The following is a 25,961-nucleotide window of genomic DNA, read 5'->3' as shown; positions in this document are numbered from 1 at the left end:
TAATAAACGAAATCTCATGAAATTTATTCAGACTGTAATTTTGATAATTCTTTCGCTATTTATCACCTCTTGTACTGAGGAAGATGATGATGGTGGTACTACAGACCCTAATGTATTGACTAGCGAGAATCTTGTTGGAATTTACAATGTCACTGCATTTAATGCTTTCTCAACCGAGTCTGACACGTCTGGCAACAGTCAAGACATTAGCACATCCACTATTGTAGGTAGCGGTTTTAACAACGTAACTTTTACATTTACCGATACTGGAAGAGTCACAACTGCAGGAACTTTCAACTTTAACGCTACGATTTCTGAAGACGGAACTGTTTACACAGAGACTGAAACCACCGATATTGATCTAGGTGGAACGTACACACTGTCTAGAAATTCATTGATTCTTTCTAATAGCGATGGTGCTAATGTTACCGTTCAAAATTTTTCTGCTGATGGTTTACAATTATTTCTGGAACAAACTGTGGTTGAACCAGGGTATACATTTGAGGCTGAAGGGACTTATACGCTGGTAAGACAATAGTTAACATTAGGAAAACCGCCAAAAAAACCTAAAGCAGACACAGAATCCTTAATTTTTTATGTGTTATTTTGCTCGTATTACCTGAACTTACTGTCACAAATCTCCAACATGAAATTATTAATTACTCTAGCCTCAGCACTGTTGCTGTGTACAATTTGTTTTGCTCAAACTCAAGATCAACTTCGTTCTAAAAGCGATTTTTCTAACGAAACCATTTATAGATTGAATCTATTATATCCAAGTTTTGAAATTGAAAAAGACGTTTCTGAGAATATTTCGATTCTTGGAAATGCAGGTTTTGGAGTTGTTTATTATAATCAGAGTGGATTTTTTGGTGATGCTGAAGGGCTTATACTACCCTTACAATTTGAACTTTCAGGAAGGTATTATACTAATTTCAACCGTAGATTAGACAAGGGAAAAACAATTGCAAATAATAGTGGGAATTATATTGCGTTAAGCTTTGTCAACGTTTTAGAAGCAGAAAATGACGAAGTTATTGTTGAGAGCACTTCTGCACTGATGGCGGCTTATGGAATACAACGTACGTATTGGAAACACTTTAATCTTAATTTTCAAACGGGACTAGGTTATGACTTCCAACAGAGTGAAGCTGCTGGACAACTTATATTGAAATTGGGCTACACTTTTTAATCTTGCGGTAGTAGATCTTCTTAAATGAACGTTTGTTTCTTGTCACTCTGTTTAAAGTTACTTGCAAATTAGATAATTGAATTTGTAGATGATCGTCTATTTATCAAGCTTATTTTGATTTAGGCAAAATGCAGGAGCGGCACTCCATAGAGTAATGTGTAATGAGGTTGAAAGCATTTTTACAATTCCACTTTTATCCTTCCCAGAAAAAAGAGAATATGACTTGGAAATAAATTTACACTAATCCCCTACTTTTATCTTCTCAACTTAAAAGGGCTAATTAGGATCGCCCAATTGATGCAAAAATAGCATCTACTCTAGTTATATGTTAAACTCTACTGGATGAAAGAATACAAAAATGTTTTAGAATTTAAAGTATCCGATTCTGCCGTCCTAAACGATAAGCTGAATCTATATTTTGGGACGTATAATTTTAAGCAAGCAACCCGTAAAAATGATAGTCTGGTCTACGTTAAAAGAGGATCTTTTTTGGACGGTTGGAAGTTCAACCCATTGAAATGGGAATCCAAAATTGAGATCAATTTATCAGAAAGCGATAAGGTTTTGATCCATCATTATGTTTACAATAACGGCGCTTTAACTCCGATAGCATTTTCAGCATTATTTAATTCATTCTTAACTAACCTTGAACGCTTTGTAAATCACAACGCAGATTTTCAGAAGGAAAATACTAAGTATATCAACCCAGCACGGATAAAAGTTTTAAAATGTTATAGCTTGATTTTAATAGGGGTTTTGATAGGGCTATTTTTTGGAAATATTCTCTCTGAATTAATTGGGACGAGATTATTCGGTTATTTAGGTATTGTGATTGGAGCTGTTACTGCAAGAAAATTTGTAAACGAATATTGGATAAAAAAATATACGCCACAACTCCGGTAATAATTTATCCCTTTAAAAAATTCATTATTAAGATCTAAATCTGTTTATAACTCGGCATGTGGATGTAATTAACTGTAAAAGAATCGTTTATAAATTCATTCTCTATTTATTATGAGAATCTAAATGATCTCGATAGTTTTCTTTCTCAATAATTCCTGAGATATCTATCACAGTCTTGATTTGAGGAGCATGCTTTTTAACGGTAAGTTCCACTCCTGATTTGAGAGTCATCTGATTAACGTGGCAACCTACGCATGTTCCCAACAGACGAACCTTAACATCTGTACCGTTTTCAATGGAAACAAGTTCAATATCACCATTGTCACGTTGAAGGAATGGTCGTATTTCATCCAGCCCGGCTTGTACAGCTGCTTTTAGTTCTAAGTCGTTCATCATCTATTTCTTATTTACAGGACTGCATCCAGCCATTGTGGTAATTTTAACCGCCTGAGTCGGAGGTATTTGGTCGTTACGTCGCACTGTTTCTGTCACTACGTTACGAGTAATATCAATAAAGGCCTTCTCGATGTCAGTTCCCTCTTGCATTGCAGCTGGACGACCTACATCACCAGCTTCACGTATACTCTGAATCAATGGCAACTCTCCCAAAAACGGAATATCAAGATCTTCCGCTAGATTTCTAGCACCATGCTCACCGAAGATATGATATTTCTTCTCTGGGGATTCCGGAGGTGTGAAATAAGCCATGTTTTCTATAATTCCCAATACAGGAACATTAATGCTTTCTTGCTGGAACATCGCTACTCCCTTACGGGCATCTGCTAGAGCTACATTTTGTGGTGTACTTACCACCACAGCGCCAGTTAATGGTAATGCTTGCATGATGCTTAAATGGATGTCACCGGTTCCTGGTGGAAGATCTACTAAAAGAAAATCGAGTTTGCCCCAGTCTGCATCAAAAATCATTTGATTTAAAGCCTTAGAAGCCATTGGACCTCTCCATACTACAGCTTGATCTAGTTTTGTGAAGAATCCGATAGATAGGATCTTGACCCCATAACTTTCCACGGGTTTCATTTTTGACTTTCCATCAATGTTGACCGAAAGTGGTCTTTCATTAACTACATCAAACATAATCGTTGAAGATGGCCCGTAGATATCAGCATCTAAAAGCCCCACTTTGAATCCCATTTTTGAGAGTGTCACGGCAAGATTTGCGGTAACGGTAGACTTTCCAACTCCTCCTTTTCCAGAGGCGATTGCTACAATATTGTCAATTCCAGGAATAGGTTTCCCCTTAATTTCTGGAGCGTTATTTTCTTTTACAGGCGCTTCTACTTTCAAGTTCACCTTGATCTGAGCCTTTTCATAAACTTCTTTATGAATAGCCTGTAGAATAGAAACTTCTGTCTTCTTCTTAGCTTGTAATGCAGGATTTGTAATAGTGATGTCTACGATCACTTCATCTCCAAATACAAGAACGTTTTTTACCGCTCCACTTTCTACCATATTTTGCCCTTCTCCAGGAACTGATATGGTTTCTAACGCCTTAAGGACGTCTTTCTTTTCTATCTTCATGTCTCTTGCTATTACTACAAAGATAAGGTCTAGCCCTATGTATTAAAAATGATTCTAAACAATAAAGTACCCCAATCTAATATATTCTTAACCTAGCTGTTAACGTTAATATTTAATTGGATTATTATTTATAGCCGTAATTAAATAAGAAATTCTTAAATTCAAGGTTCATTTTTTATAAACTAGCTATGGGTATCAAAAGTTTTATGGGACGAAGGTCCGAGGCCAAAGAAGACAAGAGAGAAGCAATACGTGTAAAGGATTATATGAAACGCAAACTCATTACTTTCACGCCAGAACAGAACATCAACGAGGTGATGGAAACAATCCTTAAGCAACGCATTACAGGAGGCCCAGTCGTTGATAAACATCATAATTTGATAGGCATTATTAGTGACACAGATCTAATGCAAGTTATAGGCGATAGCAGGTACCATAATATGCCAGTGGGCGATCGCACGGTGGCAGATTACATGAGTTCTCAAGTTTCTACCATTGATGCAGAAGCTGATATTTTTGATGCTGCTTCTAGGTTTCTTAAAACAGGACACCGACGTTTTCCCGTAATCGAAAATGGAAAATTGATAGGTCAGATTTCACGTATGGATGTAATTATTGCAGCAACTAACCTCAAAAAGAATCACTGGAGATAATTAGTAGCTTATTGACAGGATCTTGAGTTCTCGAGTTTCGCTGCCTAATTTGAAAGTAACTACCTCATCTTTTTTTGAACCTGCGAGCGCTCTTGCTATAGGTGTAGTAAATGCAATTTTACGCTTTGCAACATCTGCCTCGTCTACTCCTACAATTGATAATTCTTGAACTGAGTTTACCGTGAGGTTTTTAAACTTCACCAAAGCTCCAAATCTAACTTCATCTTGTGCTTGATCTTCTGGATTCAACACTCTGGCAGATGCTAACCGCTCCTTGAGTAGTTTTATTTTACCATGGATTAAGGTTTGAGATCTGCGTAAATCGGTTTCGTTTTCATTCTTCAGATCAGACAATTCTTTCTCGAGGTCTGTTAATTCTTCCTGAAGCTCCAGTTTCCCAACGGGTGTTACATAATTAATCGCGGCATCAGGCAATATCGCTCTAGGCGGTATTACTACCGGCTCCTCCTGATCACCTTCCCTTACAAATCCACGACTCATAGCGCATAGGTTTTTAGAACGTTTATGTTTGTATATTCTAATGCTTTTTGATCAGTGGCTGCGAGATCAACGTACGGTGCAACACCAGCTTTTTCTGCTTCTATCCACCGATTAATGCATAAACACCATTTATCCCCAGGTTCTAATCCTGGAAAGTGAAATTCTGGAATAGGTGTGGAAAGATCATTGCCGCGTGATTTTGTATAATCCAAAAACTCTCTCGTCATGACAGCACATACGACATGTGTCCCTAGGTCTTCTGCAGATGTTCTACAATATCCATCCCGATAAAAACCGGTCATGGGATCACTGCAACAACCTATCAATCGTTCTCCTAAAATATTTTTCTTACCGTTCATAATGGGTCGTGTTTGAACAGATTTCGAACCGTATATTAATCTAGACAAAGTTTAGAATTAGAAATACAATCGGAATCTAAGGTTCATTTTACTCAAGTAAATAAAGATAAGAACCACACCTCTTAAAACCCTAGCTGTTCTTTAAACTTTAAGGTTTGCCTTCTTGAAACCTCAACAGCAACTTCATTCTTTAAAATGATCTAAATTAATAATCTGCTGCCGGTTTGCCCTGAAGTATTTCGATTCATCCAGCTTTTCTGCAATCTGGTTGAGTGATTTATAGATCATGGGTTTATTGTTCCCCCAAAAGACTTTAGTGTAATTACCGTCTACTTCAAAAATAGAGATCTCGCTTAGTTTTACGATCCAGCAGTTGTCGCCATCTTTAATAAACAGCTGACTTTCTGGTGTTAATTGATGGGAATTAGACTTGGCTTTCCCTTCTAAATGGGGAGTTACTTTTTCTATAGCTTTGGCAAATCGTTCCTTGCTAATTGGTTTCAACAAATAGTCGAAGGCGTTGTATTCAAAGGATTTAATGGCATACTCGTCATAAGCAGTTGTGAAAATAACAATTGGAACATCGTCGAGCATTTCTAACAATTCAAAGCCATTTTTTTCTGGCATATTGATATCTAGGAAAATAAGATCCGGTTTCATTTCTATAATCAATTGAAAAGCTTGTTCTACATTTTCTGATTCGCCCAGAAGCTGGATATGTTGGCGCGGTTTCAAAAGTTCTTTGAGCTCGTTGCGGGCGAGTCTTGAATCCCCTACAATTATTGCGGTAATTGTCTTCATCACACCGGTATTTGAACGGTCGCTATTACCCCAGTCTCATTTTGTGTCAGGGTAAAACTGGCCTCGTGATTGTACAAGAGCTTCAAGCGCTGTTGAATATTATGGATTCCTATTTTCGTACTCGCTTTGTTTCCAGTCAAACTTCCATCGTTAGTTATCTGGATGATTAATTGACCCTCCTTTTTTTCTATTTCCAGCGTGACTTTACCACCAGCCTTCATCGTGTTTATTCCATGTTTGATCGCGTTTTCAATCAGCATCTGGATCAACATGGGTGGCACTTCTATAGAGAGTGTTCCTGGAGCTATTATTTCCTCATACTGGAGTCTCTCTTCCAGCTGTATTTTTGACAATGCAATGTAGTTGCGTACCACGGCAACCTCTTCTCTTAGTGGGACGTAATCATCATCCTTCCGCGAAAGCGAAAACCGCAACATCTCAGAAAGCTGTGTCAACATATCTCTCGCCTTATCCACATCTTCCAGCATGAGACCTCGTATGTTGTTGAGGCTGTTGAACATAAAATGCGGATTTATCTGCCCTTTTAATATGTTCAGCTGGCTTTCCTTAGCGATATTCTCCAGTTTTAATCGCTCCATTTTTATCTGTTGGCTACTTAAAATAAAGTTGATTAACAGATATAAAGTGAGCCAAAAAAGTAAGTAGATGAAGCTATTTGCATAAGAAATAAAGTAGTCCATTGACGATCTTTCCAAAGCTTCACCTTTCAATAATTGATACCAAAATGAGCAGAAGACTTCTACTAAAACGGACATGATTGTTGCGCAAAACAATAGAAGGATCGCAGTTAGGAAAAACTTGGTCCAGCTCCACTCTTTCCATTTTATGCAATATTTAAAAACATACCTAAAAAAGTGTGAGACTGCAATCCCAATAAACATGATACTAGCGGTCTCAAAAAATATATAGCTTGTGGAAAGCGCAAAATCGCCTACAAATAATTTGGCAAATGCGTTAAGTAGGAATGGTATACCCCAGCCTATAATTTGTAACAACCAGTAAAGATAGTTCTTGGATAATTTCATAAAAAGAGCCTCGATATTTTTAAATCGAGGCTTGAGTTTAAAATGAATTAAAACCTTTCATTGATCCAGCTGGAGATTAAGTTTAATGTCTGTGGGTCAAAAGTTTCCTCGATCTGCTGATATTCTCCACCGCCTCCCGTTATCGCGTTTTGAAACAAATGGTTTAATCCTGGTAATATTTTTATGGTAACATCTGTGTTTTTAGCTTTCTCGAAAGCGGACTTTATGCCAGGCAAGTTTAGCTCTGGAATCACCTGGTAATCTAATGATCCATTTAACGCCAATACAGGAATTTTAACTTTCTGCAGGTTTTCTGCCGGATCGTAAGTCATAAAATACCGAAACCACGCTCCACCAAATTGCTTTGCTAAATTAGTAGCATATTCCTGTGTGTAAGTGGTCTTCAGATTTTCTGGCGCGATTGCAGCATTTTTTTGAACAATGGCAATAATTTTGGTTTGGAGATCTTCTTCCGTAGCGTCAGTTGAGGCAACAATCTCATCAATGATTTCTTTTATCATCATCATTTCAAAATCAATATCACTTGGATCAGAACCTTGCAGTTCTGCATTTCTTCTCATCTGTGGTAATAGCACTTTATCACCCCTGATACCTGTACCTGCAAGAGATATAAAAAATGCAACATCCGCAGGGTTGTTTGAGATGACAATGGGAGCTATTAAACCGCCCTCGCTATGCCCTATCAAGCCTATTTCCTTTTTATTAATATCGTTGCGCGTTTTTAAATAAGCTATGGCAGCTTCTACGTCTGTAGCAAAATCTGCGCTTGTGGCATTATCTTGAGTACCTTCAGATTGCGCGACACCACGATCATCATATCTCAAAACGGCGATTCCATTCTTAGTCAAATGATCTGCTATCACCATAAATGGTTTGTGATCAAATAATTCTTCATTACGGTCCTGTGGTCCAGAGCCAGAAATCATGATAGCAACTGTCGGATTCTTTTCATTACCTGGCAGTGTCAATGTTCCCGCCAGTTTGATATTGTTTGCTTTAGGATTTTCAAAACTTACTTCTTCTACAAGATAAGGAAAAGGCGCCTTAGGCTCTTGAGGCCTATTAACTTGCTTCTCAACATAGGCTTTATTTTCTAAGTTCAATTCTCCAGACCCACCTCCCTGGGTAAAAGATCCCATGATCATCCCATCCTGCAACTTACCTGTATATGATATTTTGTAGGCATTTAGTGTTAGTGTTATACCATCCTCTTTTACTACGACGGTATCCATAGGTAGGAACGTTTTGGACTGCGTAGGACTTTGCATTTTTGCGGTATAGCCTGCATCCGTTTGAGTGATTTCAAATACGAGTGGCATGTTTTGAATGGATCCCGTCCATGAACCTTCATATTCTTGAGCATTTAAAAGAAACGAGAATAAAAGAATCACGATCCAAACCGCAATATTGAGTGTCGTTTTCATGATTGTTAGTGTTTTATGTTTACTCAAATCTACAAGAGTTCTCGCATTGAGAAAGGCAAATTATGATGAACGGTAATCAAACAGGACAAACGGTCTTCATCGGCTTTTAAATGAATTCTAGGCCCTCTCTATTCTAGATTTTAATTCACTTAAAGGCTGTACACCGCCGCCACGCCAAATCTGTTTTCCATCCTTAAAAATCAGAAATGCTGGGACACCGCGTACATTAAATTTTGTAGCTAATGGTTTATTCTTATCAACATCCACTTTGATGATTTTTACATTGTCACCCATTTCTTTTTTTAATTGTTCTAGGACGGGCATCATGGTTTGACATGGACCACACCAGGTTGCGTAAAAATCAACTAACACTGGGACCTCATCTGCAATAATCTCACTAAATTTTGACATGAATTCGGTTTTATGAACCAATTTACAAAATGTATTGCCATTCAAATAACCGATGGGAATTGTTTTTGAAAGCGAGTATATTCTGTCATCTACTTTTACGATAAATGGTAAAAATTGAGTGACAATTTGACGTCCAATTAAGATTTCTTTCTGCGGTCTAGCCTGTAAAATTGTTACCTTTACCCTGCTATGGAAGTACCACCACTAGAGGTTCAGATTCAAACACTGCCCTTATCTCCAGGAGTTTATTTATACTTTGACAAAAGTGAGAGACTTCTCTATGTAGGAAAAGCGAAACAGCTCAAAAAGAGAGTCTCCTCCTATTTCAACAAAAATCATGACAGCTATCGCATTTCTACGATGGTCAAAAAGATTGTGCGTATTGAACACATTGTGGTTCAAACAGAGACCGATGCGCTGCTACTGGAAAACAGTCTTATTAAATCCAGAAATCCTAAGTATAATATCATGCTCAGGGATGATAAAACGTATCCCTGGTTATGTATAAAAAACGAGCGTTTTCCTCGTGTTTTCCTAACCCGCAGGATGATCAAGGATGGCAGTGAATACTTTGGACCCTATACCAGTGTTAGGACGGTACGCACCTTACTGGAGCTTGTTAAAACCTTATATCCCATCAGAACTTGTAAATATGATTTGCAAGAAGAAAAAATCCAAGCTGGTAAATATAAATTGTGTCTGGAATATCATATTGGCAACTGTAAAGGTCCCTGTGTAGCACTTCAAACAGAAGTTGCTTATAACAGGAATATTGAGGCGATCCGGAATATTGTTAAAGGAGATTTTAAAGACGCAGTACAGCACTTTCATAACCTAATGAAAGAACTAGCGGTAAATATGGAGTTTGAAGAAGCGCAAATTATCAAGGATAAATTAGATATCCTTACCAGATACCAAGCAAAATCAACCATTGTAAACCCTAATATTTCTAATGTCGATATTTTCACAGTAGTAAGCGATGAGGCAGCTGGTTATGTCAATTATATCCAGATCAATCACGGCGCGATTACCAGAGCACACACCATGGAATTAAAAAAACAACTGGATGAAAGCGATGCTAGCTTGCTGCAACTAGCCATCATAGAATTGAGAAATAGATTTGATTCTCAAAGCACTGAAATTTATACTCAATTCCCGGTAGATCTAGGAGAACACATTAAAGTTACCGTTCCAAAGCTGGGCGATAAAAAACGTCTGGTAGAATTGTCAGAACGCAATGCTAAATTCTTTCGTCAGGAGCAATTCAAAACTATTAAAATCGTTGATCCAGACCGACACGTTAATCGTCTCATGATCCAGATGAAAGCAGATCTACGTCTGGATGAAGAACCGCGTCACATGGAATGTTTTGATAACTCAAACATTCAAGGCACTAATCCAGTGGCCGCTTGTGTTGTTTTCAAAAATGGAAAACCCAGCAAAAGCGATTACCGGCATTTCAATATTAAAACTGTCGAGGGGCCTGATGATTTTGCCAGTATGGAAGAAGTGGTTTATAGAAGATACCGCAGATTGCTGGAAGAGGACGAACCGCTGCCGCAACTTGTTATTGTTGATGGAGGAAAAGGTCAACTTTCCAGCGGTGTAACCGCTCTAGAAAGACTAGGTTTGAGAGGTAAAATCCCTATCATAGGAATTGCAAAAAGACTTGAAGAGTTATTTTACCCTAATGATCCCGTACCTTTATATTTAGATAAAAGGTCTGAAACATTGAAGGTTATCCAGCAAATGCGTAATGAAGCGCACCGTTTTGGTATCTCACATCACAGAAATAAGCGCAGCAAACAGTCGATCGAGACAGAATTAGATGAAATTCCAGGAATAGGTGAAAAAACAACCGTTGAACTGTTGCGCCATTTTAGATCTGTAAAAAGAATAAAGCAGGCCACAAAGCAGGAACTAATCCTTGTGGTAGGAAATAGTAGAGCACAAAAAATAGTAGACTTTTATAAAGAGCATAGTGAATAGAATCGGTGTTTTTCTTTTGATTGTTATGTTCGGACAGATGTGCACCGCGCAGGACGCTCGTTTGAAAGACTCCTTAATCACGTTTGATGGCAGCCAGAAAATCGGGCTGGTTCTTTCTGGCGGTGGTGCAAAAGGTCTCGCGCATATAGGAACCTTGAAAGTCATAGATTCCTTAGGAATTAAAATCGATTATATCGCTGGAACGAGTATGGGTGCCATTGTTGGATCTCTATATGCTTCTGGATATACTGGGAAGCAAATCGACTCCATATTTGTTAAAACGAATTTTAATAACATTATCTCAGACGAGATCCCGCGTAGTGCAAAGACGTCCTATGAACGTCGTGAGAATGAAAGATATGCGGTAACCTTACCTTTTGAAGATTTTAAGGTTAAGCTTCCTAACTCTTTAAGTAAAGGTCAGAACGTTTATAATTTGCTATCACAATTACTTTCTCACGTTAATGATATCTCAGAATTTGACAAATTACCCATCCCTTTTTTCTGTATCGCAACCGATATTGAGACCGGACAAGAAATTATTTTAGATTCTGGCTATTTACCTAGAGCTGTTAATGCTAGCGGAGCATTACCGTCGCTATTTGCGCCAGTTCAAATTGATAATCGCATGCTTATTGATGGCGGTGTTACAGATAACTATCCCATTGAAAAATTAAGAGCCAAAGGAATGGATATCATAGTAGGTGTAGATGTTCAAGACGATTTTAAATCACTTGATGAGCTTAATGATGCTTTTAGCATACTGACTCAAATCAATAATTTTAGGACGATTAACGATATGAAAATCAAAGGTCCTAAGACAGACATCTATATTGCTCCCAACATTAAGGACTTCAGCGTTATTTCTTTTGATCAGGGCGCAGCCATTATTGAAAAAGGAGAAATTGCTGCCCAACTCAAAATTTACCAACTTGCCAGAATCGCCACGCCTGGTTATTCAAAGCCCGAACTTAAAACATCCTCCAGCGACAGAATCTATTTAAGCAACATTGTGGTTAACGGCAACGAGCGCTATACTCGATCTTATGTCGTCGGGAAATTCAAGTTAAATACGCCCGACTTTACTACCTATGAGGATATAAAAAATGGAGTCAACAACCTGCAAGCGACAAATAATTTTTCCAAGATAAATTACGAACTCATCCCGCATGCGCAAGGAACAGAATTGCGAGTAACCGTTGAGGAATCCTCAGTACGCAACTATTTGCGATTGAGTCTTCATTATGATGAGCTGTTGCGCAGTGCTGCCCTTGTTAACCTAACGCGTAAGAACGTTTTATTTGATAATGATGTGGTTTCTGTTGATGCTATCCTAGGAGATAATGTACGCTACGTTGCAGACTATTATATTGATAAAGGGGATTACTGGTCAGTAGGATTGCACAGTGAATTTACACAGTTTGAGAAAGATATTCCAGCAGATTTTGCAGGTTCCATAACAGGAAGCTTACCCATTAGTGGCGTTAACAGTATTGATGTAGAATATCATGACTGGACGCAGCAGTTTTTTCTACAAACCAGGCTGGATCAAGGTTTCAACGTGATTCTAGGTGCAGAGCTCAAAACGCTTGATATATATACCAATACTTTACTCACGGGCAACGCCATGAACACTCGTACAGATTTTCAAAATAGCACAACAGCAAGTATTTATGGAAAAGCATTGTACGACACCTATGATAATAGTTTCTTTCCATCGTCTGGTTTTAAAGTAGATGCAGATTTCCATTTATATCTATTAAATGACATATTAAAAGAAGATTTTAGTGAGTATTCTATCGCCCAGCTGCAGATAGGATACGCCTATGCATTGGGAAAATTTAGCTTGAGAGGCACAGGTCATGTAGGTATAACTATAGGTAATCAGGAGGATTCCTCGCTGGACTTCTTTTTAGGAGGCTATGGAGCGCGTCGCATCAACAATATCATTCCGTTTTATGGGTATGATTTTTTAAGTTTAGGAGGCAACACGATGATCCGTACCTTGTTTGAGATTGATTATGAATTATTTAGGAAGAACCACCTTGTGGCCAGTGCAAATTTTGCCAGTGTGGACGACGATCTTTTTGAAATGAACGACTGGTACCGTAAAACGCAGTATTCAGGGTTTGCCCTTGGTTATGGTATTGAGACATTTTTGGGTCCCCTAGAGCTTAAATATAGTTTCAGCCCACAGCAGAGCGATGATGAGTTTTACGTGAGACTGGGGTTTAATTTCTAAAGATTTGAGAATTTCGCTTTCGCGAAAGCAAAATAATTCTCTTCTCAACTGCTACGTTTTAATTAAAAAAAGTATGCGAAAACGCTCTAAATAAAATTATTTAGCATCATTTACAAGTAATTAACAGCCATTGCCTATGGAATGGTCTGAAGAATTTACGAGATTTACACTAACTAGAAAAAAGAATATGCCTTTTTATCACAAACTGGGAAAAATACCGCACAAGCGCCACACGGTTTTCAGAAAACCAGATGGGTCGTTGTATTATGAACAGCTTTTTGGAACGATTGGTTTTGACGGGATGTACACAAACTCCTACCATGAACATCGACCTACAATGGTTAAGGAAATACGTGGCAGTTATAGTGTGAAGCCAGAAATTGCCCTGGAAAACCATTTGAAATCGTACCGATTAAAAGGATTTCAAGTGCCGCCACAACCTGATTATTTAGATAGCCGCACCACCGTTTTAGTCAACAGTGATGTCGCCATAGTTCTAGCCGCGCCACAAGAGTCACTGCGAGATTACTTCTATAAAAATGCCGATTCAGACGAGCTATTATTCATTCATCAAGGCTCTGGGACATTGCGAACGCATCTTGGAAATCTAGATTTTAAGTATGGTGATTATTTATTGATCCCGCGAGGCATTATTTATCAAATCGATTTTGATACGGAAGTAAACCGGCTATTTATAGTGGAAAGTCGCCGTCCTATCTATACACCTAAAAGATATCGCAACCATTTTGGTCAGCTTTTAGAGCAATCTCCATTTTGTGAGCGCGATTTGCGCCGCCCAGAGCAGCTGGAAACCCACGATGAAAAAGGCGAATTTCTGATCAAGATTAAAAAACAAGATGAGATATTTGAAATGGTTTATGCTTCTCACCCATTTGATGTAGTGGGATATGATGGATACAATTATCCGTACGCTTTTTCAATTCATGATTTTGAACCTATAACTGGAAGAATCCATCAACCACCACCCGTTCATCAGACTTTTGAAACAGATGCTTTTGTAGTCTGCAGTTTTGTGCCGCGTAAGTATGATTACCATCCAGACAGTATTCCTGCCCCATATAACCACAGTAATATTGACAGTGATGAGGTTCTCTATTATGTAGATGGCGATTTTATGAGTCGCAACGATATTGAAAAAGGACATATCTCGCTGCACCCAGGAGGGATTCCTCACGGGCCACACCCAGGAGCCGTGGAACGCAGTATAGGTCAAACAGAAACTGAAGAGCTCGCCGTGATGGTGGACACTTTCAAACCATTAAAAGTTACTAAAGCTGGACTCGCTATTGCAGATGACACTTACCATAAAAGCTGGCTAGACCATGACTAACTAACCTAAAAATGCGAAACTTTGAACGAAATTAAAAATAAATTACCAGCAGACCCTGGAGCCTTAGTCATCGGCATCATAGCAATTGTCATTATTTTGACAGGATGTTGTTGCGGAATTCTCTCTATTCCTACATTAATAGCTACGATTATAGGATGGGTTTGGGCTGCTAAAAGTAAAAAAGCTTATTTACAGAATCCAGAACAATATGTTGCTAAAAGTTATTCTAACGTGAATACTGGTTTGATTATGAATATGATTGCCACTATTTTAATAGCATTGTTATTAGCCGTAGGACTCGTTTTTCAAGGATTGAGCTTATTCAATCCAGAGAATTATTTTGACCAACTAGAAAATAGTGGTTTTGAATTGAACGATGATGTTGATACTAATGAAGATGTAGAAGAAATAGACACTTGGGAATACGAGGATTCTATAGACAGTACGGAAACGGAGGTACGTCCCGTAGAAGTAAAAGAGATGACAGATAGTATCGATAACAACTAAAACCTATGGTTGTCTGAAAAAATAGAGCCTTGCAAATAGGTTGTATTCAGTGATCAATCTCAATGAAAGACGCCTATTAGATGATGTGCAGTAAATCATTTAATGATAAGATTATCTCTCATACTGCGTTAGGAGTTGTAGTAGGAATACTTATTAAGGATTTTGGCTTAAAAAAGAATGTAGCGCAAGGCCAGACCACCAGAACCTAGCGATAGCTGAGTTGTTGGGAACGCCTCAAAAATAAGCGCAGGTTGCGCGTTAGGGAAAGAAGTGGAAATCCTTTTTATTTTAAGGTGCATGGAATGCCTCATAAAATGAAAAGATTGCAACGGATTGCCTGGCCGCAGGCAACGCCCAAAACATAAATATAATATTTACACCGATTTTAAATTAAGAAATAAAGCAAATTCATCATAACCATATAAAGTTAACGTCATGCCCGCAGAAATTAAAAAACTCAAAGATTTAAAGAATACAGAATACAGCCTCAAGAAATTATTCAAAGAGGCGGAGGACTTCCTACCATTACTAGGAACTGATTATGTGGAACTCTATGTAGGGAATGCAAAGCAAGCCGCGCATTTTTATAAAACGGCATTTGGTTTTCAATCGCTCGCCTATGCTGGACTAGAAACAGGCGTGAAAGATCGTGTCTCCTATGTATTGCAACAAGATAAGATCAGACTCGTTCTAACCACACCATTGCAAAAAGGTGGTGAGATTAACAGACACATTGATGAGCATGGTGACGGTGTTAAAGTAGTTGCTTTGTGGGTAGAAGATGCTACAAAAGCTTTTGAAGAAACCACTAAACGTGGTGCAAAACCCTATCAAAAACCCACTACAGAGACTGATGCACATGGAGAGGTAACCCGTTCTGGGATCTACACCTATGGCGAGACCGTTCACATGTTTGTAGAGCGTAACGATTATGACGGTGTATTTCTACCAGGGTTTAAAAAATGGGAATCACATTACAATCCAGAGCCAGTAGGTTTGAAGTTTATCGATCATATGGTGGGTAATGTAGGGTGGAATGAAATGAATACCTGGTGTAAATTCTACGGAGAAGTAATGGGATTTGCCCAGATTATTTCTTTTGCAGATAACGATATAGCGACAGATTACACTGCATTGATGAGCAAGGTTATGAGTAACGGTAACGGCCGCGTCAAGTTCCCGATCAACGAACCTGCTAAAGGAAAGAAAAAATCACAAATTGAAGAATATCTAGATTTCTATAACGGTCCAGGAGTACAGCATATCGCCGTTGCCACAGACGACATTGTAAAAACGGTAAGCGCGATGAGAGATCGTGGTGTTGAGTTTTTATATGTACCAGATGAATACTATGATGATTTGTTAGATCGCGTGGGCGAAATAGATGAAGATGTAGAGGTATTAAAAAAGCATGGTATTCTTATCGACCGCGATGAAGAAGGGTATTTACTACAGCTTTTTACTAAAACAATTGTAGATCGACCTACTATGTTTTTTGAGGTCATACAGCGTAAGGGCGCACAGTCATTTGGTGTTGGTAATTTCAAGGCTCTATTTGAAGCGATTGAAAGAGAACAAGCCTTGCGCGGTACACTTTAGAAAGTTTGGAATAGGTTTTGTATTCCTTATATTGTAGCAACTAAAAGGAGCTGCATTAAAACCATGAAAAAAAACATACTCTTATTACTTGCTTTATGTACCATAACCGTGGGTTTTTCACCTGCTTATGATACAGAGCCATCTCAAGCATTCAATAATGGTGAGTGGTTCAAATTCCGTATTCATTATGGGATTTTTAATGCGAGTTATGCAACCTTAGAAGTGAAGGACACTAAACTTAACGGTAAGAACGTCTTTCATCTTAAAGGGAAGGGGAAATCTACTGGTTTGATGCACCTCTTTTTTGAAGTCGATGACCGCTATGAAAGCTACATTGATCAAAAAACAGGTGCTCCTTATCGGTTTATTAGGGATATTGATGAGGGTGGACATACTAAAGATATTCAGATCGATTTTGACCATGATGCAAAAATTGCTACGGTAAATAATAAAAAACACAAGGAAATTACTAAAATGAGTATCAAACCTGGAACCCAGGATATGATCTCTGCCTTTTATCATTTGCGTAATGCAGTTGATGTAAAAACAGTCACACCTGGCGATGAATTTGTATTACCTATGTTTTTTGATAATGAAAATTATGACTTTAAGATGAAATTCTTAGAGCGGGATGTAGTGCGAACAAAATTTGGTAAGATCAATGCTTTGAAATTTAGACCTTATGTACAATCCGGTCGTGTTTTTCAAGAAGAAGAGAGTTTAACGGTATGGATCAGTGATGATGACAATAAAATCCCGTTGAAAATTCAGGCAAAACTAACAGTGGGTTCTCTTACTGCAGATCTGGATGCTTTTAAAGGATTGAGCCATTCGTTTAAAAAGATTGTGGATTAGGTTTTTTCATTATTCTATTGAGAATAGCGGTAAAATTCTATGTAATATGTAATAAGTAGCAGCTTTGGGAATTACCTTCCGCTTTATTTTAATCGATGCTTATTTTGAACTTAAATCGATCTGTAAATTACGGTCTTCTTGCGCTAGAATTCCTCTCACAAGCAAGCATTAACTTTCACACTTAGGGAGTATCGAACCAATATTTATCCAGTCTTTCAGACTGTTTTGTGCCACTTTTTTACTTAAGGTGGATAAGTGGTAACGATACCATTCAATAATATGTATTTTTGCGATCTATCAACATTATTCCATGGCAGACTCGATATCACCAGAAATTGCGGAACGCATCTTATTGCTTGAGGAAAAATTCAAGAATTCTGGTCAGGATATGTTGTCCTATCTAGATGGGCTTCTATACGATAGATACACCACTTACTGGGATTACATTAGGTTAGACACCTTGTTGAGCCTTCAGGTTCCTTCCACGTCATTCCCAGACGAGATGGTTTTCATATGTTACCATCAAATTACGGAGCTGCACTTTAAACTCGCCATTCATGAGCAGATGCAGATCATTCAAAATGACGAACTGACTGGAAGTTTTTTTGCAGAAAAAATACGCCGCATCAATCGCTATTTTAATGTAATGATCAACAGTTTTGAGATCATGATTAAAGGAATGGAGCGAGAGCAATTTTTAAAATTCCGCATGTCGTTGTTGCCAGCGAGTGGGTTTCAGAGTGCACAATTCCGCATGATAGAATTCTATGCTACCGACATTGTGAATCTTGTTTATCTGGCAGATAGAAATCGCTTTCGCGAAAGCGAACAAACCACAGACACTGCTACACTGTTTGACAATATCTACTGGAAACGTGGTGGCATTGATAAAGCTACCGGAGAAAAAACCCTCACACTAAAACAGTTTGAAAAGCGTTATACTCCTAGATTTTTAAGAATAGCCGAAGAGGTGAAACATACCAATATCTACCAGCGTTATCTAGCTTTACCAGCAGAAGAGCAGACTCCAGAACTACAGGAGGAACTGCGCCGCATGGATCAAAATGTCAACGTTAACTGGCTATTGATGCACATGGGTGCTGCACACAGATACCTGCGTAAAGATGGTGGAACTGTTAAAGCCACAGGTGGCACGAACTGGAAAGAATTTTTACCGCCCAGCTTTCAAAAGATTTCCTTTTTCCCCAGTCTATGGAACGACGAGGAGCATAAGGAATGGGGAAAGCAATGGGTGGAACATTTATTAAATACCCCATAACAGAATGAAGAAATTGATTGCGATAGCTTTTGCCGCAGGTCTAGTCTTAACTTCTTGTGAACAGAAGTCCCAGAATTTTGATCTTGCAGATGCAAAACAAATAAAAGTAGCACCCGTACTCATATATGGTTATGATCTCAATAATTATAATGTTGTAGAAGATACAGTTAGGTCTGGGGACATTTTTAATGATCTGATTGGCTCGCACCTAGTTCAAGGTCAGAGCTCTTATGATGCAGCCGTTACCATGGATTCCGTTTACTCATTACGTAAAATCCAGGCGGGAAAACCTTATAAAATCATTAAGCATAAAGATGTTGCAGGAACACCAGCAGCATTTGTTTACGAGTCCAGCCGCACTGATTATGTGCTTTTGAAACTTACCGGTAAAATGGAGGCGACAACCCATCAACACCCCATTACCATAAAGCGTAAAACCGCTACTGGCGTTATACGCAGCACTTTATCTGAGGCGATGGAAGAAGAAGGTCTGGGTTTGAGTGCCATTTATGAATTGAGCGATATCTACAAATGGACTATTGATTTCTTTAAGCTTCAAGAAGGTGATAAATTTAAAATGATCTATCAGGAACGCTATATAAACGACAGCATTTATGCTGGCGTTGAAGCGATCGACGTGGCCATTTTTGAAACTGGAGGAAAACCTTATTATGCTTTTGGCTACGTAACAGATAGCATCGCGGGAAAACGCGATTACTATGATGATCAAGGAAAAACATTGAGAAATTTCTTTCTAAAAGCTCCCGTGAATTATACGCGTATTTCTAGCCGTTACAGTGGCAATCGATTTCATCCCGTACAAAAAAGATGGAAGGCGCACAGAGGAACAGATTATGCCGCAGGTTATGGAACCCCTATAGTTTCTACTGCAAATGGTGTGATTACAAAGTCTGGGTTTACACGTGGGAACGGGAACTATGTCAAGGTGAGACACAGCGCCACTTATGAAACACAATATCTTCACATGACTAAAAGACTGGTAAAAGTCGGACAGCGTGTTAAGCAAGGTGAAACTATAGGGACTGTAGGAAGTACAGGTCTGGCAACTGGACCGCATGTCTGTTATAGATTCTGGGTAAACGGCGTTCAAGTGGATCCCTACAAACAAAACTTACCTAGCGCAGAGCCTTTACCTAAGGATCAACTAGTCGTATTCAAAAATTATATCGAACCTTTGAGAAAGGAGATCGACGACTTGCCCTATAAAGATTCCGACGCTATACTATGAAAAACATCGACCCAACCGAAACAAATTCTTGGCAGGTTCTAAAGGAACATTATAACAATCTCAAGAAATTTGATTTGAAAGAGGCTTTTGAAACTAATGATTCCAGAGCTTCGAATTTCACACTGGTTGAAGATGATTTTTACGTAGACCTGTCAAAGAACCTATTGACTACCGCGACAAGAGATGCCCTAGTAGATCTCGCGGAGGAATGTGATCTTAATGGTGCTATAGACTCCTATTTCAATGGAAGTCCCATCAATGTCACAGAAGGCAGGAAGGTGATGCATACAGCATTGCGTACACCACTGCATAAAGCAAACGACCACAATAGTACTTATATCAAGCAGGCTCTAGAGAGCAAGCGCAAAATGTTTGAATATGTGGATAAAATCCACGACGGTACCCTAACCACTTATGGTGGAAATAAATTTGATACCGTTGTCAACATTGGAATAGGCGGCAGCGATCTGGGACCTAACATGATTTATGACGCATTAGAAGCGTATCATAACAACATAAAAGTCCACTTTATCTCTAACGTTGAAGGGGATCATGTAGAAGAAATCTTAAGGAAGCTAAATCCAGAAACGACCCTTTTTGTGATTGTTTCAAAATCTTTTGGGACGCAAGAAACCCTTACCAATGCGACGACCGTTAGAAATTGGTTTACTGACAGAGTAAATCCAGCAGCGGTGGGTAAACACTTCATTGCGGTGAGTAGTAATGTGGATAGCGCAACTGCATTTGGCATTGATAAAGAAAATATATTCCAGATGTTTGATTGGGTAGGCGGCAGGTTTTCGCTATGGAGTACGGTGGGTATAAGTGTAGCCTTAGGCGTGGGAACGCAGAATTTCCAAGAGCTGTTAGAAGGTGGACACAGTATGGATATCCACTTTCAAGAGACCAGATTTAAAAACAACATCCCGGTACAACTTGCCTTATTGACCATCTGGTATAACAATTTTTTCAAGGCTCAAAGCGAGGCCATCCTCCCCTACACGCAATACCTTCAAAAACTACCTTCCTATTTGCAACAAGCGATCATGGAGAGTAATGGGAAAAGCGTGGATAGAAATGGGAATCCCGTGGATTATCAAACAGGTAATATCGTATGGGGAGAACCGGGAACCAATGCACAGCACGCCTTTTTCCAATTAATGCATCAGGGAACAAAATTGATTCCTGCTCATTTTATCGCTTTCGCGAAAGCGAAATACCACCATCCAGACCATCACAATAAGTTAATGGCAAACTTCTTTGCACAGACAGAGGCGTTAATGAATGGTAAAACCGAAGCGTCAGTAATAGCAGATCTTGAGAAGACCTCTTTATCGAGTGAGCAAAAAAACAAACTGCGACCGTTCAAGGTTTTTAAAGGTAATAAACCTACAACGACAATATTGATCGATGAATTAACTCCTAAGAGCCTAGGAAAACTCATAGCCATGTATGAGCACAAAATCTTTGTAGAGGGAGTGATATGGAATATTTATAGTTATGATCAATGGGGTGTGGAATTAGGTAAGAATCTAGCAGATACCGTTTTAAATGACATTGAAAGTCAAAAATCTGACGGTCATGATGCCTCAACAACGGCACTTCTTATGCAGTTTTATTCTAAATTATCTTAAATATCAGGTTATCAACAGCTTAAAGTTGAAAAGTTCCTAGTTAATTAATGTTAGCTTAATGTTGGAGTTTTGTTAAACGTCTTATTTTTGCACTAACCAAATTTAAATCGTTTCACAAATGAACAAAGCATTACAAATTTTCCTTTTTTTAGGATTAATTCTGAGCTCGATGGCTGTGATGGGACAGGGGGTAACTACCTCTTCCATTAACGGTCGCGTACTAGAGGGCGTTGATCAACCTCTTTTAGGCGCCACAATCATTGCTGTCCACACTCCTACTGGAACTACTTATGGATCTGTAACTGATATTGAAGGCTATTACCGCATCAACAATATGCGTGTAGGTGGACCTTACAACGTGACAATTACTTATGTAGGTAAACAAGACCTTGCGCTGACTAACATCAATCTTCAATTAGGTGAGTCAGAACAGATCAACGCAACTCTTGCTGAATCTACTAATGCATTAGACCAAATTGTCATCCAAGCGCGTCGCAACGGAATTTTTGACAGTGGAAAAACAGGACCAGAGACTAACATCTCTACACGCGAGATTGAAACTCTTCCAACGGTAACTCGTGATATTCAAGATTTACTTAGAAAAACACCTCAGGCATCTGTGTCAGAAGGTGGTGGTATTACTCTAGGTGGGGTAAACAATCGTTATAATTCATTTTATATTGATGGTGCGGTAAGTAATGACGTTTTCGGCCTTTCTTCTACTGGTACGAATGGTGGTCAAATAGGTGTTAACCCTATCTCCCTAGATGCTATTGAATCTTTTTCTGTAAACCTTGCTCCTTTTGACGTTCGTCAATCAGGATTTGCTGGTGGAGCGATCAATGCGATAACTCGTTCGGGTACTAACAAATGGTCTGGATCTGCTTACGGCTATTACAGAAATGAAGATCTTGCTGGAAAAACTCCAGGAGGATTTGACGCTGAAAACAGAGAAAAATTAGATGAATTTACAGCAACAAGAATCGGTGCAAGAATCGGTGGTCCAATCATAGAGAACAAATTGTTCTTCTTCCTCAATTATGAAAGACAGGATGAAGACACTCCACGTTTCTTTGATGCTGCTAGCTACAACGGTGACTCATCAGTTGCGCAAATTCAAACCTTACAAGACAATCTGACTAATGTTTTTGGGTATAATCCAGGTGGATTTGAAGATGGAGAAAACTCTTTAATCTCAGATTCTTTTACCATTCGTTTAGACTATAATTTAAACGACAAGAACACATTTACTTTAAAACATAATTACGTAAGTGGAGAGTCAAATTCTCCTAGTTTTAGTAACTCTAATAACATCAACTTTGCTAACGCTGGTGTTCTTTTCCTTTCTGAGACTAATAGTTCTACATTTGAATGGAGTACCACTAATGGTTCTAACCTGTCTAACAACTTAGTGATTGGGTATTCTACAGTCAATGATGATAGAGATCCTATAGGAAACAACTTCCCTAGAATTCAAATAAACGATGGTAACAATGGAAGAATCACTTTTGGTTCTGAAGCTTTTTCTACTGGAAATATCCTAGACCAGAAATTGTTTAATGTAACTAACAACTTTGAAATCCAGTCTGGAGCTCATAACATCACCTTGGGTGCAAACTTTGAGTACTTTGACGTAAGAAACGTTTTTGTAAGACAAAATTTTGGTCAATACCAGTTTTTGAACTTGGCTGATTTCAATACTTATTTTGATAATGATGCTACCAATGATGTAGCCGCTGATGGTTACGACTATAGCTACTCCTTACTAGATCCAGTAGGTACAGTAGGTGATGATATTCAAGCAGCAGCAGCCGCATTTAAATATAGCCAGTTAGGTTTCTATGCTCAAGATGCCTGGAATATGACTGATAACTTCCGTTTGACTTATGGTGTTCGTGTTGACGTACCTTTCTTTGAGGATGGAACAGTTAATGACGATTTCAATAATAGAACCGTTGGCTTGCTAGAAGCAGCAGGAAAAGATCTTGAAGGAGCTAGAGTTGGAAAACCTATTAAAAGTCAATTGCACGTTGCTCCTAGATTGGGAATCAACTGGGATGTATTTAATGACAACAGCACACAGGTGCGCGGTGGTATAGGAGTCTTTACTTCCCGTATTCCATTAGTATGGCCAGGTGGTGCATATAACAACAATGGTGTTTCTGTAGGATCTGTAGATGAAAGAGACTTTACTAACAGAGAAGTATTCTTCAATCCTGACCCTAACAATCAACCTATCGGTAATGGTGCTGCTCCTGGAAGTGGACAATTAGGAGGTCAGATAGATCTTTTCTCTCCAGATTTCAAATTACCTTCTGTGTTGAAATACAACATAGGTGTAGATCAAGAATTAGGAGTATGGGGATTGATTGCATCAGCTGATTTTCTTTACAATGATGTGTTGCAAAACGTTACTTATCAAAACTTAAATACTGTAGGTCCTGTAGGAACTTTAAATGGCGCTGACAATCGTTTTTACTACGGTAGAAATAGAGTTGACAATACGTACAGCAATATCTATCTAGGAACTAACACTAACGAAGGGTACTCTTACAACGCAACTTTCACTTTAACTAAGCCAGTTCAAAATGGATTTGGCGCACAAGTAGCTTATACCTACGGTGATGGTGAGTATGTATTTGAAGGTACTTCATCACAAAACAGTAGTCAGTGGAGAAATGTTCTTACCGTGAATGGTAAAAATACTGCAACATTACAGAGATCCCAATTTGCCACAGGACATCAGATTATTGCAAATGCAACTTATGACCTAGAGTGGAACGACAATATTTCAACAACGTTCGGAATATTCTACACAGGTCAAGAAGGGGGACGTATTTCATATGCCTACAATGAAGGAAGAGATTTATTAGGTGATGATTCTCGAGACAATGCATTGCTATACATTCCTGCAAATGCAAGCGAGATCAACTTAGTTCCTCTAGTTAAGCCAGGTCAAGTAATTTTACCTGCAGAACAATATGCGGCTCTTGATAGATTTATTGAGAACAACGATTATTTAAGATCTCGTCGTGGACAATATGCTGAAGCTAATGCTAGCCGTGCTTCATGGAATCACAGCATTGACTTTAAATTGCTGCAAAACTTCTCCATATATACAGGTGCAGATAAAGAGAATAAGAACACATTACAATTGTCTCTTGATATCTTTAACGTAGCAAATCTAATAAACAAGGATTGGGGAGAAAGAACATTCGTTCCTAACTTCGGTCAGGTAGGCTTGATCACCACAGAACAAGGCGGGCCAAATCCTGAATTTACTTTTGATCCTACTTTTACCAATGATGATCTAGAAGTAATTGATGATGGAGGAACAAGATCTTCCAGATACCAAATGCAAATAGGTGCTAGATATATTTTCAACTAGAACACTATTTTAAATTTAATCTCAGAACCCGACTCCACCGAGTCGGGTTCTTTGTTTTTACCCTATTTTTGTTCAAAATCATATTTCTCATGTATAACATCCTTCAATCTGCTCACTCTGGATGGGCATATCTATTAGTTCTAGTTCTATTCATAGCAACCGTTAATGCGGTAATAGGATTTTTTACAAAACGAGAATTTGGAAATCGGGATTTTAGCCTAGCTTTAATAGGATTAATCGTCACCCATATTCAGTTACTGATAGGTATCATTCTGTATCTGACTCCACAAAATCTAGCACGTTGGGAAGGATTTGAAATGAGTAATTCTGCTACACGACTGCTTATTATAGAACACCCATTGATGATGATCATTGCAGTGGCTTTACTAACTATAGGTTACTCAAAATCAAAGAAAAAAATAGTAAGCCGCGGTAAATTTAAGATGCTATCTATTTTTTACACCTTAGCTTTTTTGGTTATACTTAGTCGCTTGCCTTGGAGTCAATGGCTGTAGTTGGTTCATCCTTGAGCTGTGAGTCTTTGAGTTTAACTCGCTGACTAGAGACTTTTACTTTTTTAACTAGAACTCTAAAATCGTTGATCGTAATTAAATAATGAGACAATGGACACTAAGTTCTGGAGCTATCTTTGTGATCCTAGATTTTCATATTTTATCAATCAAAAAATGATAATCTCCCATTATTACTAGTTGGTGGATCCTTGAGCCATGAGTTTTTTTGAGTTTTCCTTGCCGACCGTAGATTCTTATTTTGAAATCAGAAATCGTTAATCCTTTTGGGTATGCAGATAAATAAAAAAATCTGAATCAACAGCCTGTGTTCTCAAATAAGAGGAAATCAAACACCCTCTCCGCCGGAGAGGGCTGGGGTGAGGCAACCGAAAATGAAGTGAAAACATAAGCTCCTTGATATCTTCTAATATTCGGTATTCGGTATTCGGTAAATTAAGAATAATCTGAATCAACAACCTGTGTTCTCAACTAAAAGAAAAATAAAA

Annotated in this window: 23 protein-coding genes; 15 read left to right on the top strand and 8 right to left on the bottom strand. The window is 38.5% G+C overall.

All coding sequences use genetic code 11. The features are described 5' to 3' along the window. The first annotated feature begins 16 nt into the window (after positions 1 to 16). The 3 genes from IQ282_RS10575 (at position 17) to IQ282_RS10565 (ending at position 2,095) form a co-directional block, all read left to right on the top strand. Positions 17 to 538: a hypothetical protein gene (locus IQ282_RS10575; protein WP_194851822.1), complete on the top strand. Its 522-nt coding sequence runs from the start codon at positions 17 to 19 to the stop codon at positions 536 to 538. Positions 539 to 646: 108 nt separating this feature from the next. Beyond that, positions 647 to 1,192, top strand: a complete 546-nt coding sequence (locus IQ282_RS10570) for a hypothetical protein (protein WP_194851821.1) — start codon at positions 647 to 649, stop codon at positions 1,190 to 1,192. 342 nt (positions 1,193 to 1,534) lie between these two features. Further along, on the top strand, positions 1,535 to 2,095 hold the full coding sequence (locus IQ282_RS10565) for a hypothetical protein (protein WP_194851820.1): 561 nt from the start codon (positions 1,535 to 1,537) through the stop codon (positions 2,093 to 2,095). Between the two features lie 102 nt (positions 2,096 to 2,197). Here the strand turns inward: IQ282_RS10565 and IQ282_RS10560 are convergent, their stop codons facing one another. Then, a complete protein-coding gene (locus tag IQ282_RS10560) occupies positions 2,198 to 2,488 on the bottom strand; it encodes a NifU family protein (protein ID WP_194851954.1) in 291 nt (96 codons plus the stop codon). 3 nt (positions 2,489 to 2,491) lie between these two features. Beyond that, positions 2,492 to 3,634, bottom strand: a complete 1,143-nt coding sequence (locus IQ282_RS10555; RefSeq protein WP_194851819.1) for an Mrp/NBP35 family ATP-binding protein — start codon at positions 3,632 to 3,634, stop codon at positions 2,492 to 2,494. Positions 3,635 to 3,840: 206 nt separating this feature from the next. Here IQ282_RS10555 and IQ282_RS10550 point away from each other — a divergent pair, with 206 nt between their 5' ends. Continuing rightward, a complete protein-coding gene (locus IQ282_RS10550; protein ID WP_317174199.1) occupies positions 3,841 to 4,287 on the top strand; it encodes a CBS domain-containing protein in 447 nt (148 codons plus the stop codon). Here the strand turns inward: IQ282_RS10550 and IQ282_RS10545 are convergent, their stop codons facing one another. The 6 genes from IQ282_RS10545 to trxA form a co-directional block, all read right to left on the bottom strand. Then, positions 4,288 to 4,788, bottom strand: a complete 501-nt coding sequence (locus tag IQ282_RS10545) for a GreA/GreB family elongation factor (RefSeq protein WP_194851817.1) — start codon at positions 4,786 to 4,788, stop codon at positions 4,288 to 4,290. Continuing rightward, complete coding sequence (locus IQ282_RS10540) at positions 4,785 to 5,147, bottom strand: DUF2237 family protein (protein ID WP_194851816.1); 363 nt, start codon at positions 5,145 to 5,147, stop codon at positions 4,785 to 4,787. The genes IQ282_RS10545 and IQ282_RS10540 overlap by 4 nt, the downstream gene beginning before the upstream one ends. A gap of 183 nt (positions 5,148 to 5,330) precedes the next feature. Next, positions 5,331 to 5,948 (bottom strand): LytR/AlgR family response regulator transcription factor, encoded by a 618-nt coding sequence (locus tag IQ282_RS10535; protein WP_317174198.1) that lies wholly within the window; start codon positions 5,946 to 5,948, stop codon positions 5,331 to 5,333. Continuing rightward, positions 5,948 to 6,994 (bottom strand): sensor histidine kinase, encoded by a 1,047-nt coding sequence (locus tag IQ282_RS10530; RefSeq protein ID WP_194851815.1) that lies wholly within the window; start codon positions 6,992 to 6,994, stop codon positions 5,948 to 5,950. The genes IQ282_RS10535 and IQ282_RS10530 overlap by 1 nt, the downstream gene beginning before the upstream one ends. Before the next feature lie 47 nt (positions 6,995 to 7,041). Further along, positions 7,042 to 8,439 (bottom strand): alpha/beta hydrolase family protein, encoded by a 1,398-nt coding sequence (locus IQ282_RS10525; RefSeq protein WP_194851814.1) that lies wholly within the window; start codon positions 8,437 to 8,439, stop codon positions 7,042 to 7,044. A 117-nt stretch (positions 8,440 to 8,556) separates the two neighbouring features. Then, positions 8,557 to 8,850, bottom strand: a complete 294-nt coding sequence (gene trxA, locus IQ282_RS10520) for a thioredoxin (RefSeq protein ID WP_194851813.1) — start codon at positions 8,848 to 8,850, stop codon at positions 8,557 to 8,559. A gap of 189 nt (positions 8,851 to 9,039) precedes the next feature. On the opposite strand from trxA, the gene uvrC reads away from it, so the two are divergent. The 11 genes from uvrC (at position 9,040) to IQ282_RS10465 (ending at position 25,458) form a co-directional block, all read left to right on the top strand. Beyond that, positions 9,040 to 10,839, top strand: coding sequence for an excinuclease ABC subunit UvrC (uvrC, locus tag IQ282_RS10515; protein ID WP_194851812.1), 1,800 nt, complete (start codon positions 9,040 to 9,042; stop codon positions 10,837 to 10,839). Next, the gene (locus IQ282_RS10510; RefSeq protein ID WP_317174197.1) at positions 10,832 to 13,081 is read left to right on the top strand and encodes a patatin-like phospholipase family protein; all 2,250 of its coding nucleotides are present in this window, start codon (positions 10,832 to 10,834) and stop codon (positions 13,079 to 13,081) included. The genes uvrC and IQ282_RS10510 overlap by 8 nt, the downstream gene beginning before the upstream one ends. A 187-nt stretch (positions 13,082 to 13,268) precedes the next feature. Then, on the top strand, positions 13,269 to 14,432 hold the full coding sequence (locus tag IQ282_RS10505; protein WP_194851952.1) for a homogentisate 1,2-dioxygenase: 1,164 nt from the start codon (positions 13,269 to 13,271) through the stop codon (positions 14,430 to 14,432). 21 nt (positions 14,433 to 14,453) lie between these two features. Then, positions 14,454 to 14,939 carry a hypothetical protein gene (locus IQ282_RS10500; RefSeq protein ID WP_194851811.1) on the top strand — a complete coding sequence of 162 codons (486 nt, stop codon included), beginning with the start codon at positions 14,454 to 14,456 and terminating at the stop codon, positions 14,937 to 14,939. Between the two features lie 435 nt (positions 14,940 to 15,374). Next, positions 15,375 to 16,538 (top strand): 4-hydroxyphenylpyruvate dioxygenase, encoded by a 1,164-nt coding sequence (gene hppD / locus IQ282_RS10495; RefSeq protein ID WP_194851810.1) that lies wholly within the window; start codon positions 15,375 to 15,377, stop codon positions 16,536 to 16,538. 63 nt (positions 16,539 to 16,601) lie between these two features. Next, on the top strand, positions 16,602 to 17,393 hold the full coding sequence (locus tag IQ282_RS10490; RefSeq protein ID WP_194851809.1) for a DUF3108 domain-containing protein: 792 nt from the start codon (positions 16,602 to 16,604) through the stop codon (positions 17,391 to 17,393). A gap of 310 nt (positions 17,394 to 17,703) precedes the next feature. After that, a complete protein-coding gene (locus tag IQ282_RS10485) occupies positions 17,704 to 18,672 on the top strand; it encodes a tryptophan 2,3-dioxygenase family protein (RefSeq protein WP_194851808.1) in 969 nt (322 codons plus the stop codon). Positions 18,673 to 18,676: 4 nt separating this feature from the next. Next, positions 18,677 to 19,921 carry a M23 family metallopeptidase gene (locus IQ282_RS10480; protein ID WP_194851807.1) on the top strand — a complete coding sequence of 415 codons (1,245 nt, stop codon included), beginning with the start codon at positions 18,677 to 18,679 and terminating at the stop codon, positions 19,919 to 19,921. After that, on the top strand, positions 19,918 to 21,555 hold the full coding sequence (gene pgi / locus IQ282_RS10475; RefSeq protein ID WP_194851806.1) for a glucose-6-phosphate isomerase: 1,638 nt from the start codon (positions 19,918 to 19,920) through the stop codon (positions 21,553 to 21,555). Before IQ282_RS10480 ends, pgi begins: the two co-directional genes overlap by 4 nt. A gap of 118 nt (positions 21,556 to 21,673) precedes the next feature. Continuing rightward, positions 21,674 to 24,943 (top strand): TonB-dependent receptor, encoded by a 3,270-nt coding sequence (locus IQ282_RS10470; protein ID WP_228547290.1) that lies wholly within the window; start codon positions 21,674 to 21,676, stop codon positions 24,941 to 24,943. Positions 24,944 to 25,032: 89 nt separating this feature from the next. Further along, positions 25,033 to 25,458, top strand: a complete 426-nt coding sequence (locus IQ282_RS10465; protein ID WP_194851805.1) for a hypothetical protein — start codon at positions 25,033 to 25,035, stop codon at positions 25,456 to 25,458. The last annotated feature ends 503 nt before the right edge of the window (positions 25,459 to 25,961 follow it).

This window comes from Nonlabens antarcticus (assembly GCF_015356755.1).
Classification (GTDB): domain Bacteria; phylum Bacteroidota; class Bacteroidia; order Flavobacteriales; family Flavobacteriaceae; genus Nonlabens; species Nonlabens antarcticus.
The sequence above is the reverse complement of the archived record's forward strand: the minus strand, read 5'-3'. Positions and strand labels throughout refer to the sequence as shown.